General features: G+C 57.5%; 9 protein-coding genes and 2 pseudogenes. All 11 read right to left on the reverse strand.

Annotation, left to right across the window (positions count from 1 at the left end; genetic code table 11):
- Positions 1-139: 139 nt before the first annotated feature.
- Positions 140-769 (reverse strand): annotated as a pseudogene (locus tag OEJ37_RS34540) (IS3-like element IS407 family transposase); the annotation flags it as partial.
- Between the two features lie 234 nt (positions 770-1,003).
- Positions 1,004-2,017 (reverse strand): IS110 family transposase, encoded by a 1,014-nt coding sequence (locus OEJ37_RS34545; RefSeq protein WP_263349480.1) that lies wholly within the window; start codon positions 2,015-2,017, stop codon positions 1,004-1,006.
- A gap of 39 nt (positions 2,018-2,056) precedes the next feature.
- Positions 2,057-2,556: pseudogene (locus OEJ37_RS34550) on the reverse strand (IS3-like element IS407 family transposase); the annotation flags it as partial.
- A 116-nt stretch (positions 2,557-2,672) separates the two neighbouring features.
- Positions 2,673-3,617, reverse strand: a complete 945-nt coding sequence (locus OEJ37_RS34555; protein WP_263349481.1) for a COG2958 family protein — start codon at positions 3,615-3,617, stop codon at positions 2,673-2,675.
- A 1-nt stretch (position 3,618) separates the two neighbouring features.
- Entirely contained in the window at positions 3,619-6,651 is a 3,033-nt protein-coding gene (locus tag OEJ37_RS34560; RefSeq protein ID WP_263349483.1) for a type I restriction endonuclease subunit R, read from the reverse strand.
- Between the two features lie 33 nt (positions 6,652-6,684).
- The gene (locus OEJ37_RS34565; protein ID WP_263349485.1) at positions 6,685-7,287 is read right to left on the reverse strand and encodes a hypothetical protein; all 603 of its coding nucleotides are present in this window, start codon (positions 7,285-7,287) and stop codon (positions 6,685-6,687) included.
- A gap of 19 nt (positions 7,288-7,306) precedes the next feature.
- A complete protein-coding gene (locus OEJ37_RS34570) occupies positions 7,307-8,674 on the reverse strand; it encodes a restriction endonuclease subunit S (protein WP_263349486.1) in 1,368 nt (455 codons plus the stop codon).
- Positions 8,674-10,911, reverse strand: a complete 2,238-nt coding sequence (locus OEJ37_RS34575; RefSeq protein ID WP_263349488.1) for a class I SAM-dependent DNA methyltransferase — start codon at positions 10,909-10,911, stop codon at positions 8,674-8,676. Before OEJ37_RS34575 ends, OEJ37_RS34570 begins: the two co-directional genes overlap by 1 nt.
- A gap of 501 nt (positions 10,912-11,412) precedes the next feature.
- A complete protein-coding gene (gene gyrB, locus OEJ37_RS34580) occupies positions 11,413-13,887 on the reverse strand; it encodes a DNA topoisomerase (ATP-hydrolyzing) subunit B (protein ID WP_263349489.1) in 2,475 nt (824 codons plus the stop codon).
- A 191-nt stretch (positions 13,888-14,078) separates the two neighbouring features.
- Positions 14,079-15,185, reverse strand: coding sequence for a DNA polymerase III subunit beta (gene dnaN / locus OEJ37_RS34585; protein WP_006756934.1), 1,107 nt, complete (start codon positions 15,183-15,185; stop codon positions 14,079-14,081).
- A 169-nt stretch (positions 15,186-15,354) separates the two neighbouring features.
- Positions 15,355-16,558: chromosomal replication initiator protein DnaA (gene dnaA, locus OEJ37_RS34590; RefSeq protein WP_263349492.1), on the reverse strand; the 1,204-nt coding region annotated here is incomplete at its 5' end.

Genomic DNA, 16,558 nt, shown 5'->3' on the forward strand with positions numbered 1-16,558 from the left:
GATGATAGTGCGGATTCCCGTGTGAAAGTAGGTAATCGTCAGGCTCCCTAAGCCAAGAACCCCCGCCCGAAAGGCGGGGGTTTTTGCATTGGTGTCCTGCCCCCTTCAATAAGGCCAATGGGCTTCTAGCAAAGTCCCTTTAAACCAACTCCTGGAAAGCGGCAGGAGCATCCGCGGTTGCCCGATGTTTCGCCGCAAACTCTGACGGCGCAAGGTAGTTCAGTGCACTGTGCGGCCTTTGCTCGTTGTAGTCCTGACGCCATGCCGCGATGACAGCCCGAGCGTGCGCGAGCGTCGTGAACCAGTGCTCGTTAAGGCATTCGTCGCGGAACTTGCCGTTGAACGATTCGATGTACGCATTCTGCGTTGGCTTGCCCGCCGGAATCAACTTCAGAGTGACGCCGTTCGCATACGCCCACTGGTCAAGCGCGCGGCTCGTAAATTCGGGTCCCTGGTCTGTTCGCACCGCCTTGGGATAGCCACGGAAGCGAGCTGCACGGTCCAATGCCCGAGTGACATACAAACCGGAGATACCATGGTCGACGACGATGTCGACAGCCTCTTTCGTGAAATCGTCGACGACGGTCAGGCACTTCACGCGCCGGCCGTTGGAAAGCGCATCCATCACGAAATCGATTGACCACACCTCGTTGGGTGCGCCCGGCAATGCCAGTTGCTCGCGCTCAATCATTACGCCGTGGCGCTTGCGACGGCGCCGCACAGCCAACCCTGCCTCACGGTACAGGCGATAGATGCGCTTGTCGTCTAATTGCTGTCAATAGGTCCTGCTCCTAGATAAGGTTCAGACCAGCCGTTTCCTTGTCGTCTTCGTGGTCGCTTTCGAGCCACAACGTGCCGTTAGATGGTCGCTACAACGTTCCGATGTGATTGCCGCGGTTTTTCCGCAAAGCGCGTCAAGGAATCGTTGCGGCGACGTAATCAGCCTGAATGAACCAGTGCGGCAGTTGCACAAGCTAAGCGAGTTACGAGCGCAGGTACTCGGTTATCCCGGGTTGAATTCCTTCCCGCTTCTCCACATTGAGAGTAATAGCGTGGCGAGTTTGCGCGCGGTTGCGACCAGCGCTTTGCGCAAGCCGATCCTGGGGATCAGTGATTGCGCCCAGCGTCGGAGTGCGCAGTCGCGTTTGTGACGCAGTATCAGGGTCGACGCCGCCTCGAACAGCATGTGTCTGGTGAGCCTGCAGCCTGTCTTGGATATTCCACCGTTGTGGTCCACCTCGCCTGATTGATACTTCTTTGGCGTCAGCCCGAGATACGGGCCAATGTCGCCGACACGGCGGAATCGTTCCGGATTGTCGACTGCAGCAGCAAATGCGACTGCCGTTGTCACGCCGACGCCCGGAACGGTCATCAGGCGTCGACAGACATCACTTGCGCGTGCAATTCGCTGGAGCGCGCGGTCGGTTTCGCGAACTTGCCCGTCAATATGCCTCCAACTGTCGAGCAGGATACCGATCACCCCGCGGATCAGTGATGTCGATGGCGTACGCTCTTCGACGAGCCTCTCGAAAGTGCTTCGTGTTCCTGGAGGCAGCACAACGCCGAAGGTTTTGAGCACACCCCGGATCTGGTTGTACAAGCTGGTGCGCATACTGATCAGTTGGCTACGCGCGCCGAGGAGTAGTCGGACTTCATGGCTGGCAATACTCTTGATTTCGACCGCGCGATACCAGCCACTACGCGTGAGTTGCGCGATGCCATGAGCGTCGTTGCTATCGGTCTTGTTTAGCTGCGTTGCGAGCGCGGCATGGACATGGCGGGCATGAATGCAATCGACAGGAACATTCCTTTCGCGCAACCCGTGATAGAACCACACCGCAAGCGGCCCCGTTTCCATACCAACGCGTTTGGTTTCAGGAGCCTGCTGCTTGATAGTGTCGGCGATGGCATCAGGATTCGAAGCTACAGTTCCACGCCAGACCACGCTGCCGTCCCTGTCCACTACGCATACCGCTGTCGCCTTCTGCGAGACATCGAGACCCACATACGTTTCCATGGCAACCTCCACCGTTAGCCGGAGAGGCAATTACAGCATGTGATTGGCGTGCGTGCCTTCGCGTTCCAGCAGGGCGTGCAGTCGGCGGTAGCCGAATCGACGACGTTCGTGCGCCAACTCCACCAGACGCGCCGCTAGCACCTCATTCTCGTGGTCCGGCTTCGCGTCGTAATGCAGCACGCTGCGAGAAAGCCCGACAAGCCGGCAGGCGCGGCGCTCGGAGATGTTGACCTTCTCCCGAATCGCCGACACTGCTTCGCGTTTGGCTTGCGGGCTCAGGGCTTTCCCTTGACGACGACCTTCAACGCTTCCATATCGAGCATTGCTTCGGCCAGCAGTTTCTTCAGCCGGGCATTCTCCACCTCGAGGTCCTTGAGCCGGCGGGCTTCCGAGACTTCCATGCCGCCGAACTTCGCGCGCCAGGTGTAGAACGACGCGTCACTGAACCCGTGCTTCCTGCACAGTTCCTTGACCGGCATACCGGCCTCGGCTTCCTTCAGAAACCCGATGATTTGCTGTTCCGTAAAGCGCTTCTTCATGTTCGTCTTCTTCTCCGAAAACGAACTCTACTAGACTCCGGCTGGCCCTGTTTGCAGGGGGCAGGTCCCGGCTAATACAAGTGAAACGATGTCTGCGAATCGCACAATCGAACATCTCAGTCCTCTGTCTCGGGAAGGTCCCAATCCGCCGGGCGCGCCTCACCGGTCTGATAGAACTGCTTCACAAGCTTCACATATTGGAGAAAGTCCCGGTTCTCGGTAGCCAGCCGGTTGGCCATATCCCAATCGATCTCATCTCTTTCGCGAGCTGGAATCAAGACCTGGCTTTCTGCCGGGTTATCGGCATCCAGCTTGATCAGGCCAATGCCGTGCGCTGCGAACAGCATTCGCAGTTCCTTCAGCGTGTCCTGTCCCTCGATCTCCGCAGCGACCAGATAGCCGAAGTTCGCCCATGACGAATTGGACACTGCCTGGAAGAAGCATTCACGGACGTTCGACCGATTGATCAGCAACTTAGCTTCGAACGACCACAGCTTGGTGCGCTTGTCCGAATACTGGTTCACGCAGTCTCGCACCTCTTGATGCCACTCTGCTCCCAAGTCTTTCATTCCGACCACGTCTGGATACAGCCAGCGGTTACCGTTTGGTCCGCGCTTGTTTGATGAGCGTTTTTCGTCGATGCGCTTCGAATGAACCCCAAACTCCTCCCACAGATACAGTGAGAGCAGCGGATACAGCGCGTGCTCGCCCAACGTTGCTTCACTGGCATCTGCCGTCGCGACAACCACGCCTTCTGCGGCCTCCACCTCCGCGATGTCAGACATCGTCGAATAGTAGTACTTCCGTGGCCGCCCCTCGGTTGTTTTGAGGTTGGGGTCGCGTTTCTGCCAATTAGGACGTCGACTACCAATTTCCGCGACCAGCTGTTGCACCAGGTCGGCATTTGTTTTGATGTAGTCGCTCCGGCTGTTGGCTTTTTTCTCCTGACATTCGGCTGGATAGGTTTCAAAAATCCACTCGGCGATCTGTCGCGCAGTCAGCTTTTCATCGACGCGCTCTTTCAGGCAGTCCAATACGACCTTCGCCAAATTCAATGCCATATCAATCTCCAGCCGACTTGACTTGCTGATACACCGCCCGCATCAAATGGCCGGCAGCAATATTCCTAAATGCCTCGTCATTCATTAAGCGTACGAAAATTTCTTCGTTTCCATCCATGCGCTCAATGAACAGATTTTCGAGTTGCTTGTTGAACACAGGCTCGAAGTTTTCGATACTGTTAGCCAAAATTGCCTGCCGCAATTGCTCATTGGCTACAGCGGTTTCGCGGACTTGATCAAAAAAGAGCTGATCAGCGGGAGTGAATTCTGTGCCGAAGCGTTCATTGAGCTTGTCCACCAAAGTCGAAAGCTGTACTTCCTCGTCTGCCTGACCGGTACCCACATCGGACGGCCCTTCCAGCGCGTCGGCGTCGCCGGCCTTCAGGTCAATGGCTCCTTCGCTGATCTTTTGCAGACGGTAATACTTAAGTTCTACTTCGTCGTCGACCTGAACTGCTCGGTTGTCCATCGTCCGCGGCAGCTTAGTCAGCAAGAAGCGGGCGTAGGTGTACAGTTTCTCGTGATCTGAGTCCTGGTACGGCACGATTTGAGAGACAAAGCTGTACAGATTGCGAAAGCTGACCAGCTGCGCTTTGAACAAGTTCTGATCTTCTTCCTCAAGCTGCTTGAAGCGCTCAATCGCCAGATCAAGTAGGCCGTTCAATTTCTTGTGTTCGCCACCAGTGGGATTCAGCCGATTCCGGAACCAGATCTCACTCCACGCGCTGACTTCCGCTGCGGTGTATATCTTCCAGCCTGCCAGCGAATGCTCCAGCGTATTGAGTTGCTGCGGATCGGTATCGTCGCCCTTGTCGGTCGCTTCGTAATATGGCTTGAAGGCAGTGTAGATGTCGGCAGGCTCGTTGACAAAGTCGAGTACGAACGTGTCGGTCTTGCCGCGCGTGGTACGGTTTAAGCGTGACAGGGTTTGCACCGCCTGAATTCCAGATAAGCGCTTGTCGACGTACATGCTGTGTAACAGCGGCTGGTCAAAGCCCGTCTGGTATTTCTCCGCTACCAGTAGGATCTGGTATTCCTCGGTGTTGAACTTTTCCGGCAGCTCGGATTCTTTGATACCGTTGTTCATGCCCACTTCGGTGAATTTCTTGTCAGCGAACTCCTTGAGTGTGATCTCGCCCGAGAACGCCACCAGTGATTTCACGTCGGTGTAACCCCTGTCCTTGATGTACTTATCGAACCCCAGCTTGTAGCGCACGGCATGCTCGCGCGAACCGGTCACGACCATCGCTTTGGCTCGGCCGCCAATTTTGTGGCGGGTATGAGTGCGGAAGTGCTCAACAATTACCTCGACCTTCTGCGCGATCTCGTAGTCGTGAAACTCAACGAACCGTGCCAGCGCGCGTGCGGCCTTGCGGCGCGGCACTTCGGGATCCGCCTCCACCTTCTGGATCAACTTGTAGTAGCGCTTGTAGCAAGTGTAGTGCGCCAACACGTCATGGATGAAGCCTTCTTCGATGGCCTGGCGCATGCTGTAGTGGTGGAACGGCGCTTTGCCATCGGGGCCAGGCTCGTCGAAAACGGCCAGCGTCTTGAACTTCGGTGTTGCGGTGAAGGCGAAGAAACTTAAGTTGGGCTGCTTGGCGCGCTTGAGTTGTTCGCGCAACAACTCCTTCTTTGCTTCCTCACTCAAGGCATCGTCGTCCAGATCGAGCAGCTGTTCGGCGATGGTGGATTCAATACCATCCTTGTTCAATATCTTGCGCAGCTCCATCGCGGTTTCACCACTTTGTGAACTGTGTGCCTCGTCCACGATCACCGCGAACCGCTTTCCCGCTGTCGAGATGGCGACACCCTTGCCATTGGCCTCCATCGTTCGGATGGCTTGGGTGATGAACGGAAATTTCTGGATGGTTGAAATGATGATCGGCACACCATCCGCCAGTGCCCTGGCCAACTGTTGAGTATTTTCGTCGATCTTCTGCACCACGCCCAGCTTGTGCTCGAACTGGAAGATGGTGTCCTGCAACTGCTGGTCGAGCACAAGCCGGTCAGTGATCACCACCACGGAATGAAAAATCTTATCGTTGCTGGCGTTGTGCAGACAGGAAAGTCGGTACGCAAGCCACGCAATCGAGTTCGATTTTCCCGAGCCGGCGGAATGCTGGATCAGGTAGTTGTGACCCGAGCCATGAACTTGAGCGTGATCGGTCAGGGTGCGCACCGCATCCAGCTGGTGGTAGCGCGGGAAAATCATCGTCTCCTTTCGGTGCCGCTTAATGCCCTTTTCCGTGACGACTGTCTTCTCCTCTATATCCAAATGGATGAAACGCGCCAAGATGTCCATCAGGCTATCGCGGGTCAGTACGTTATGCCAAAGGTAGGTCGTGCGCACATCGCCGGCCGTTGGCGGATTACCAGCGCCGTGGTTGTGCCCCAGGTTGAAGGGTAAGAAAAAGGTGTCCTTCCCCTCCAACTTGGTGGACATGGCTACCTGCTCGGTATCCACGGCGAAATGCACCAGGCAACGCTGTTTGAAGGCGAACAACAGTTCCTTCGGGTCACGCTCGAACCGATACTGATGTTTCGCGCGCTCCACATTCCAGCGCGTGGCCGACATCGGGTTTTTGAGTTCGAGCGTGGCAACGGGCAAACCATTCACCGCCAAAACCACATCGGGAATCGCCCCGCTCTTGGTATGCACCTGTCGGACGATGGTTAGGCGGTTGTCATCGTAGCGCTCGGTGCTTGCGGGGTCTAGGCCGGTGTTGGGCGCAAAGTACGTCAGCCGCACTGTCTTGCCCACGCACTTGAAACCCTCGCGCAAGATCGCCAGAGCCCCTTTGGCGGCAAGCTCCTTCACCAAACTGTCCAGCAATATTGCTGGGGCTTTAGCCGTATCCAATTGGGTCAGTCGTGCCCACATTTTGGGCTGCGTCTTCTGCACAAAGGCTACGACATCCGCCGGGAACAGCGCGATTTCCGGGTCATAGGCGCTCGGGTCGCCTTTTTCGTAGCCGCCGCTCTCGGTGAGCACGTGCTCGATGTCGTTTTCAAAGTCGATTTCTTTGTGCATTTTTCACCCCGTAAATGCATTGGATTCGGCCTGTTAGCGAATCGTCTCAATATTACTGTTGTCCAAATCCGCCAATGCCATGCCGTTGACGTCCATATATCGATAATGACGTATTGTGTGATCGCGCCGCAGGTACTTGCCATCCGCATCCAGATAGGGCGTCGGGTCCTGATGGTTGCTCAACACATACTTTGTGGCGTGAAGGGGACTGCGCTTAGTCGTGTAAGCGTTGATTGTTGCGTGCAATGCCTTGAGCCAATCCACACTGGCTTTCAGCTGCTCAGGCACATCGTGCGGAATGCTCTCTGATTTGAACTCAAGGCAGTACACATGCAACTTGCTTTTACGCAAATTGAACACTACAAAGTCACATCGCTTCGACCAGGGTTTGGCGTTGTCGTCCAGAAAGTGAAACAAGGGTGGCGAGGTACCGTTCTTCTTGGCGTCAAGCTTGATGACGAATGTTTCACCCGTGGTTTGCAAGCTCACCTTATAGTCAATGGGCTTGCTGCCGCTTTTTCCGAACACTTTCTCCTTCAATACCACTTCAGTGGCGGTGGCCTGCGGCTCGCCGTAGTGGTTAGTATTCAAGTAGGACTTCAAGCAGTTGAAGTACCCCTGCGCGTTCAACGCCATTTGGCTTCACCTCCGTTCATCAGGCCACACCGTCGACGGCCTGCGGAACTGTAAAACCACGCACATCGATCTTTCCGGTGACGGCGTTGGTAACCAGAGCAGATCGGTACTCTTTGAGCTTCTCAATGACCTTCCCCGCCTTTTTTATCTGCAAGGAAATATCGGAGTCGACATCATTTAAATATTCAGAAATTCGCTTTTGCTCAGCCTTTGGGGGCAAGGGAAATGGAACGTTCTTCAATGTATCTTGGCCAATGTTTTGCATAGAACCACTGGTGCCAGTGGCATGGCGTTCATAGTGATATCTTGCAATGGAAGATCTAAGAAATCTCACCAAATAATCTGCATCAACAAGAGCGGCCGCTTTCATTCGATATAACTTGTCGCAAAGAAGAAGGCGCGGGCGAACGTTTGCAACTAGTGCTGCGCTACCAAGCAATTCCTTCGTATTTGCTCTGCTAACCAATATGTCACCATTGCGAAGCTCATATTTGATGAGCGGGTCCAAATCCTCCGGCAATGCTTTGTTCTCGGAAGCGTCAAACCGGTCACCATTTACGCAACCAACTTTCATAACACCCCACTGCTCGCCATCAGCAGGATAGTTGTTGCATTGTGGCGACCATCCCTGCTCCAACGCTTCGATTACAAAGCGTATGCGCGTCATTTTCCAGTGCTCCGGCACCTGCCCCAACCACGCTTCTTTCGAATCCTTCATTGGCACTGATTGATCAAGCCCCTTGGTCACGGCGTGGCTGATGAGAGCCGTGCGCTTTTCGGCCAGTTTATCGAGCAAGATTTTCTGCCTGGAGATCAGTGCATCAATTTGTGCCGTCTTGAAATCGAGGAAGCGGGCGATAGTTTGCTGCTCCTGTAGTGGGGGTTCCACAGCCGGAATTCGAACCAGGTCGCTGGCGTTGATAGCCGGGTAGCTTACGCCTACGGAATTCGAGGCTACCTCACCAACAAATCCATGGGACTGGAGAAGATAGCCTGCAAATCCAGAATGGAAGTTTTTTTGGGGGCGAATAACCGCGAAGCCGGTTGAAACGATCATGTTTTCCGGAGGATCACAAATCGGTGCAATTGCCTTGAGGTAGGTCCGAACGGTTGACACGATGATGTCACCGTTTTTAACTTTTCTTCTCGCTCGAGATGGTGCTTTTTCAAATTGAATCGTCTCGATCTTTTCAATTCCGTTGGTCATCGTGACGCTTGAAATATCTACGTAGTCAATTTCAAAGTCAGGATCAGTTCGCTCATCAAGAGTCTCATCGTTATATGTGGCTACGCTTTTGATTCGCTTGATTTCCCAATGCTCGGGTATCTCCGCTAGCCAAGCACAGCGAGTCGATTTGTATTTTTTGTACTGTGGATAAAGCGTCATCACACAACCTCGCTCAGCATAGCCAAGATGTCTTTTTCTAGCTGACTGATTTCGCCCGCAATCACGTCCAGCGGGCGCGGCGGTTGGTAGACATAGAAATGGCGGGTAAGCGGGATTTCGTACCCAGCCTTGGTCTTGCTGTGGTCGATCCAGGCATCCGCAACGTGTGGCAGGACTTCGGTCTTGAGGTAGTCCTCGCAGTGGTCTTGCACCAGGGCTAACAGCTTGTCGTGACCGGTTTCGTTATCGTATCCCAGCGGCAGCGGCAAGCTGATGTCTTGCGGTAAGGCGACGATTTCGGTGTCGCGCAGATCGGCATCGGGCTCGGGCTTGCCTTTGGCGTCTAGGCAAATATCGGCTTCGGTGTCGCGCTCGGAGAGCGCCGCCAAGATCGCTTTCCTGATCGGTGCGCCAACCCTAATGCCCGCCTTTTTCAAGGTCTTTCCGAGTACGGCTTCGAATGCGGGGCGGTTGCGGTACAGCGTTTCACTATCCATGCCTTGCAGGGCAGCTTTGATGGCGGCCTGAGTCTCTTTACCTTCAGCCACCTCAGCAGCATAGGCCGCGTCGCTCTTGCGCTTCTTACTGCTGGCAAGGTTGACGAAGGCACTTTGCTCATTCAGCTTAGCGATTCGCTCTGCACTGGCCTGAAAGTTCAAGCGCAACGGACGTTCCACAGTGATCTTGAGGTAACCGAACTCGCGATTCTCGAAGATCTTGCTGCAAACGCGCGATTCGGGCTTGCCGTCCGCCAACACGTCGCTCACGGCATCATGGCCGTGTTCGGCATATAGGCGCACCAGCTTTTTGATGTGGTCATCTGAGAGCTCGTTGCGCTTGTTGCCTAAGCTCTTATCCATTTTTTTGAAATGCTGCGTGCCGTCGATTAGCTGCACCTTGCCTCGGCGATGGGGAGGCTTCTTGTTGCTGACGATCCAGATGTAAGTGTAAATGCCGGTGTTGTAGAACATCTGGTCTGGCATAGCGACCACGGCATCGAGCATATCGCGCTCGATGATCCAACGGCGGATATTGGATTCGCCTGACCCGGCATCGCCAGTGAAGAGGGGGGAGCCATTGAACACAATGGCGATTTTGGAGCCATCACCACCCAGGTTCTTGCCGTCGACTAGCTTGGGAGGCTGGTGCATCTTGGAGATCATGTGCTGCAGGAACAGCAGCGAGCCATCGTTGATGCGTGGCAACCCCGCGCCGAAGCGACCAGAGAACCCTTGGTCGGCGTACTCCTCGCGCACGAAGTCTTCTTCGGGCTTCCACTCCACGCCAAAGGGAGGGTTGGCCAGCATGTAGTGGAACTTCTTGTCCGGGTGTCCGTCGTGCGACACGAAGCCATTAGTCTTGTTCTTGGCGTCCTTGATGCCTAGGGTGTCGCCGTAGATCAGGTTGTCGATCGGCTCGTCCTTGATCAGCAGGTCAGAGCAGCAGATGGCATAGGACTCAGGGTTGTATTCCTGGCCAAACAATTCGATGTTGGCGTCCGGGTTGAGCCCTGTAGTGAAGCCATCGCCACAGATGAATTTTTCAGACTCCGACAACATGCCGCCCGTACCGGCGGTGGGGTCGTACACACTGCGGTAGATGCCTTTCTCGTAAATGCCATCTTCGCCGGTGAACAGCAGTTGCACCATCAGACGGATGACTTCACGCGGGGTGAAGTGATCCCCAGCCTCTTCGTTCGCTTGCTCGTTGAACTTGCGCACCAGTTCTTCGAACAGGTAACCCATCTGCAAATTGCTGATTACCTTGGGCGAGAGGTTGATATCTGCCGAGCAGAACTCTTTGATGATCAGGTAGAGGCGGTTGGCTTCATCCAGCTTTGCGATCTCGGTTTCAAATTCGAACTTATCGAAGATGTCGCGGGCGCGTGGCGAGAATCCCTGAATGTAGGCAATCAGGTTGCCCGCGATGTTGGGCGCATCGCCCAGCAGCTTTTCAAACGTGAAGCCGCTGGTGTTAAACAGCTCTTGCTTGCGATCAGTGGAAGCGATACGCGAAAGAGCCTTTTCCAGCGCGGGGCCAGTGATGCCTTTGTGTTCCAGACGTTTCTTTTCGTCGAGTACCTTCTGCTTGTTCTCGGCCAGCACCAGATCGAAGCGGCGCAGAACAATCAGCGGCAGCATGACGCGGCGATACTGCGGTGGACGGTAGGGGCCGCGCAGCTTATTGGCAATATTCCAGATGAACCCGACTAGGTTTTGATGTTGTGCGCTTTGCATGAGGTTTCTAAATACTGTCTAAATATGTCGATTGCTATTTCTTCACGGCGCTGACCGGAGGTTGATACCCCGGTTTTGCGTTGCGGCTTCTCGAGGGGCTGGGCCTGCTTGGCGGCGGTAGCGGTGAGTGCCATTTCGTGAATACTGCTTTCGCAGGATTGCCAGTAGCCCGCAAAGTCTTCCCTTTTCGGTGGAGGAAGTCAACGGATCAGCCCGGACGCCCAGAAAACAAAAAAACCCCGTGAGCCCATACGCTACGCGGGGTTTCAGAACTTCTACGGCACTGCTTGGATGTTCTGTTGGTGGAGCGTGGGGAACGAACTCTTGACCTTCGCGTCGTGATTCCGACGCAGTGGTTGTGCTCGACCCACCAGACAACGCACGCCTAGAAAGAGGTGCGATGCACGTTAAGCGACCCCGAGAATTTTCACTAAATGCGACTTCAGCTGTCGTTATTTGCGGGGTGAGTTGCATTAATAGTGACTTTCGACACATGTCGCCTCAAACGTCAATATTCCCCGCCCTCAACGCATTGCTCTCAATAAACGCTCTCCGCGGCTCGACATCATCCCCCATGAGCGTAGTAAAGATCCCGTCCGCGGCAATAGCGTCCTCGATCTGCACACGCAGCAGTCGCCGCACCGCCGGATCCATCGTCGTTTCCCACAGCTGCCCGGGGTTCATCTCCCCGAGCCCCTTATACCGCTGCTTCGACACATTCCGCTCGGCATCCGCCAGCAGCCACTTCATCGCGCTCTTGAAGTCCGTCACGGCCATGCTGCGCTCACCACGCTTGATAACCGCACCTTCCCCAATAAGCCCCGTGAACGTATTCGCGGTAGCCACGAGCTGCTGATAATCCGCGGTGTGCTGGAACTCCTGGTCGATAACCGAAACCCGCACATTCCCATGATGGGTACGTTCGACATGCAGCGACCGTTGTTCCCGAACAGCGTCATACGCAGGCACCACGCGCACTTCGTTCTTCAAAGCCTCGTCATGCAACGCAGCGTGAAGAGCCTTCGCCGAAGCCTCCGTCGAAGCCTCGTTGGAAAGGTCGATCGCCACCCCGTCCATGATCGCTTCCAGCGCCGCCGGGTCATACAACCGGCTCAACCGCCCGATCACGCTCTGCGACAGCAGATACGACCGCGCCAGCTCCCCGAGCGCATCGCCGGAAATCGCTGCCGCGTTCTCCCCAGGCACCAGCTCCGACCCTTGCAGCGCCAACCGCAGCATATGCGCGTTCAGCTCCACATCATCCTTCAGATACCGCTCGTCCTTGCCCGCCTTGATCTTGTAAAGCGGCGGCTGCGCGATATACACATACCCGCGCTCGATCATGTCCGGCATTTGGCGATACAGGAACGTGAGCAGCAGCGTCCGGATGTGCGCACCGTCGACGTCTGCGTCGGTCATGATGATGATGCGGTGATAGCGCAGCTTGTCGAGGTTGTAATCGTCCTTGCCGATCCCGCAGCCGAGTGCCGTGACCAGCGTCACGATCTGCTCCGACGACAGCAGCTTGTCGTAGCGCGCCTTCTCGACGTTCAGCACCTTGCCGCGCAGCGGCAGGATCGCCTGGAACTTGCGATCGCGCCCTTGCTTGGCCGAGCCGCCTGCCGAGTCGCCCTCGACGATGTAGATTTCGCACTTCGCCGGGTCTTTCTCCTGGCAGTCCGCGAGCTTGCCGGGCAGGCCGACGCCGTCGAGCACGCCCTTGCGGCGCGTCATCTCGCGCGCTTTCCGTGCAGCATCGCGCGCACGCGCGGCTTCGACGATCTTCCCGCAGATGATCTTCGCGTCGATCGGCGTTTCCAGCAGGAACTCTTCCAGCGCCTTCGCGACGACTTCTTCAACCGGCGCGCGCACTTCGGACGAAACCAGCTTGTCCTTCGTCTGCGAGCTGAACTTCGGCTCCGGCACCTTCACGGAAAGCACGCACGACAGCCCTTCGCGCATGTCGTCGCCGGTCGTCTCGACCTTGGCCTTCTTCGCGATTTCGTTGTCGGTGATGTACTTGTTGATGACGCGCGTCATCGCGGCCCGCAGGCCGGTCAGGTGCGTGCCGCCGTCGCGCTGCGGAATGTTGTTCGTGAAGCACAGCACGTTCTCGTTGTAGCTGTCGTTCCACTGCATCGCGACTTCCACACCCACGCCGTCCTTCTCGCCGATGGCGTGGAAAACCGTCGGATGCAGGTTGGTCTTCGTCTTGTTGATGTACTCGACGAAGCCCTTCACGCCGCCGGCGAACGCGAAATCGTCTTCCTTGCCGCTGCGCAGGTCGGTCAAACGAATCCGCACGCCGTTGTTCAGGAACGAAAGCTCGCGCATCCGCTTCGCGAGGATGTCGTAGTGATACTCGACCGTGCCGAAAATGGTCGGATCGGCCATGAAGTGCACTTCGGTGCCGCGGTTCTCGGTATCGCCGGTCACCAGCATCGGCGACACTTCCACGCCGTCCACCATCTCGAGCACGCGATCCTGCGCGATGCCGCGATGGAACTCCATGAAACGCTTCTTGCCGCCGCGGCGCACGGTGAGGCGCAGCCAGCTCGACAGCGCGTTCACGCACGACACGCCCACGCCGTGCAGGCCGCCGGACACCTTGTAGCTGTTCTGGTCGAACTTGCCGCCCGCATGCAGCTCGGTCATCACGATCTCGGCGGCGCTGCGCTTCGGCTCGTGCTTGTCGTTCATCTTCACGTCGGTCGGAATCCCGCGGCCGTTGTCGGTCACGGTAATCGAGTTGTCGACGTGAATCGTCACCTGGATGTCGTTGCAGTACCCGGCCAGCGCTTCGTCGATCGAGTTGTCGAGCACCTCGAACACGAGGTGATGCAGACCGGTGCCGTCCGACGTGTCGCCGATGTACATCCCGGGGCGCTTGCGCACCGCTTCCAGACCTTCGAGGATCTGGATCGACGAGGCGCCGTAGCTGCTGTTATCGGGTTGCGAATTGTGCTGTTCACTCATGGATATCTTCCGGTTCTGCGAGGCCACTCTAGTGGCGGCGCGGTGCGTTTCAGCGAGAAATCGCCGGGCCGCTCCAGTTTCCTGGCCCGTCCGAGGTGCCGATCAGGCACCTGAAGGACAGGTTGTCGGTTCGCCATAAAAACGCCAAAGGGGCTTGCCGCCCCCTGGTGTGTGTCGTGATGTCGCGCGCGTCAGATGCGCATCGGCATCACGACATACTTGAACTCGTCGTTCTCGGGCACCGTGATCAGCGCGCTCGAGCTGGCGTCGCCGAGGCTCACCTGCACGGTGTCGACCTTCAGGTTCGCGAGCACGTCGAGCAGATACGTGACGTTGAAGCCGATGTCGACGGTGTCGCCCTGGTACGCGATTTCCAGTTCTTCCTGCGCCTCTTCCTGGTCGGCGTTGGTCGACATGATCTTCAGCTGGCCCGGCGCAATGATGCAGCGCACGCCCTTGAACTTGTCCGAGGTCAGGATGGCCGCGCGTTGCAGCGAACGCTGCAGTTCTTCGCGGCCGATCTCGAACGTGTTCTTGTGCGCCTTCGGGATCACGCGCTGGAAGTCGGGGAACTTGCCCTCGACGAGTTTCGACACGAGCTCGACCTGGCCGAACGTGAACTTGGCCTGGGTTTGCGCGATGTCGATGGTGACGGTGTCGTCGATGTCCTCGAGCAGACGCTGCAGCTCGAGAATCGTCTTGCGCGGGACGATGACTTCCTGGCGGCCGAACGTGCCGCCTTCGAGCTTCATCGACGAAAACGCGAGGCGGTGGCCGTCGGTGGCCACGGCCATCAGCTGGTCGCCGTCGACGACGAGCAGCATGCCGTTCAGGTAGTAGCGGATGTCCTGCTGCGCCATCGCGAAGTGCACCATGCCGAGCAACTGGCGGAACGACTTCTGCGGGACGGTGAGGGTTGCGCCGAAATCCTTCGCCTGCGCGACGGTCGGGAACTCGTCGGCCGCCAGGGTTTGCAGTGCGAAACGGCTCTTGCCCGATTGAACGGTGAGGCGCTTGTCGGCGAGCGACAGCGTGACCTGGCCGTCAGGCATCGCACGCAGGATGTCGAGCAGCTTGCGGGCCGCGACGGTGGTGGCCACCTGGTCGCCGCCGACGCCGAAATCGGCGCGCGTGGTGATCTGCAGCTCCAGGTCGGTCGACAGGAACGAAACGTCCGGGCCGTTCTTGGTGATCAGCAGGTTGGCGAGGATCGGCAACGTATGGCGGCGTTCGACGATGCCGCTGACCGTTTGCAGCGGCCTGAGGAGGGTGTCTCGTTCGGTCTTGACCAGTTGCATAGAGTTCCTTCGTTGAGTAACGGCCTGCAGCGCAGCAGCCACGCAGCGCCCCGCCGGCCGGGCTCTTGGCCCGCCACCGCCGGAGCGGTCAAACCAGTATTGTGCCTCAAAACCGAACCGCCCCCCTTAATTTGGGGCGGATGCCGAATTATCAAGCGCGCCCGCGCGCTCAGCCCTTCAGCGTCTGTTCCAGCACGTGCAGCTCGTGGTTGAGTTGCGCGTCCTTGCTGCGCTCGTCGGCGATCTTGCGCACGGCGTGCAGCACGGTGGTGTGATCGCGCCCGCCGAACAGCTCGCCGATTTCCGGCAGGCTCTTCTGCGTGAGTTCCTTCGCCAGGTACATCGCGATCTGCCGCGGCCGCGCGATGTTCGCCGGACGCTTCTTCGAATACATGTCGGCGACCTTGATGTTGTAGAAGTCGGCGACGGTCTTCTGGATGTTCTCGACCGAAATCTGCCGGTTCTGCACGGTCAGCAGGTCCTTCAGCGCTTCCTTGGTCAGCTCGATCGAGATCTCGCGGCCGTGGAACTTCGAATACGCGAGGATCTTGCGCAGCGCGCCTTCGAGTTCGCGCACGTTCGAGCGCAGGTGCTTCGCGACGAAGAACGCGACGTCTTCCGACAGGTTCACGCCTTCCGACTGCGCCTTGCGCATCAGGATCGCGACGCGCATTTCCAGCTCGGGCGGCTCGATCGCGACGGTGAGGCCCGAGTCGAAGCGCGAGATCAGGCGATCGTCGATCCCCGAGATCTCCTTCGGATACGTGTCGCTGGTGATGATCACCTGCGCCTTGTTCGCGACCAGCGCCTCGAACGCGTAGAAGAATTCCTCTTGCGTGCGCGACTTGCCGGAGAAGAACTGGATATCGTCGATCAGCAGCAGGTCGAGCGAGTGGTAGTAGCGCTTGAAGTCGTCGAACGCCTTGCGCTGGTACGCCTTCACCACGTCCGACACGTATTGCTCGGCGTGGATGTAGCGGATCCGCGCGCCGGCCTTGTCGAGCAGCAGCTGGTTGCCGATCGCGTGGATCAGGTGGGTCTTGCCGAGGCCGACGCCGCCGTACAGGAACAGCGGGTTGTACGAGATGCCGGGGTTGTCCGCGACCTGGATCGCGGCGGCGCGCGCGAGCTGGTTGGCCTTGCCGGTCACGAAGTTGTCGAACGTGAGCACCGGGTTCAGCTTCGAGCGCTCGTACATCGAATCGGCTTCGCCGCCGTTGGCGGGCGCGGCACCGGGGCCCGGGCGCCACGTGCGGCGCCCGGCGGCCGCTTCGTGCGCGGGCAGGCTCGGCAGGTCGATGTCGGCGTCGTCGGCGTTCAGGTGGTGCGCGGCGGCCGCCGACGGCGTCATCGGCACGTCGGCCGGCGCGGCG

Origin of the sequence: Burkholderia sp. BKH01, assembly GCF_025685725.1 — a bacterium.
In the GTDB taxonomy this organism is placed as follows: Bacteria; Pseudomonadota; Gammaproteobacteria; order Burkholderiales; family Burkholderiaceae; genus Burkholderia; species Burkholderia pyrrocinia_C.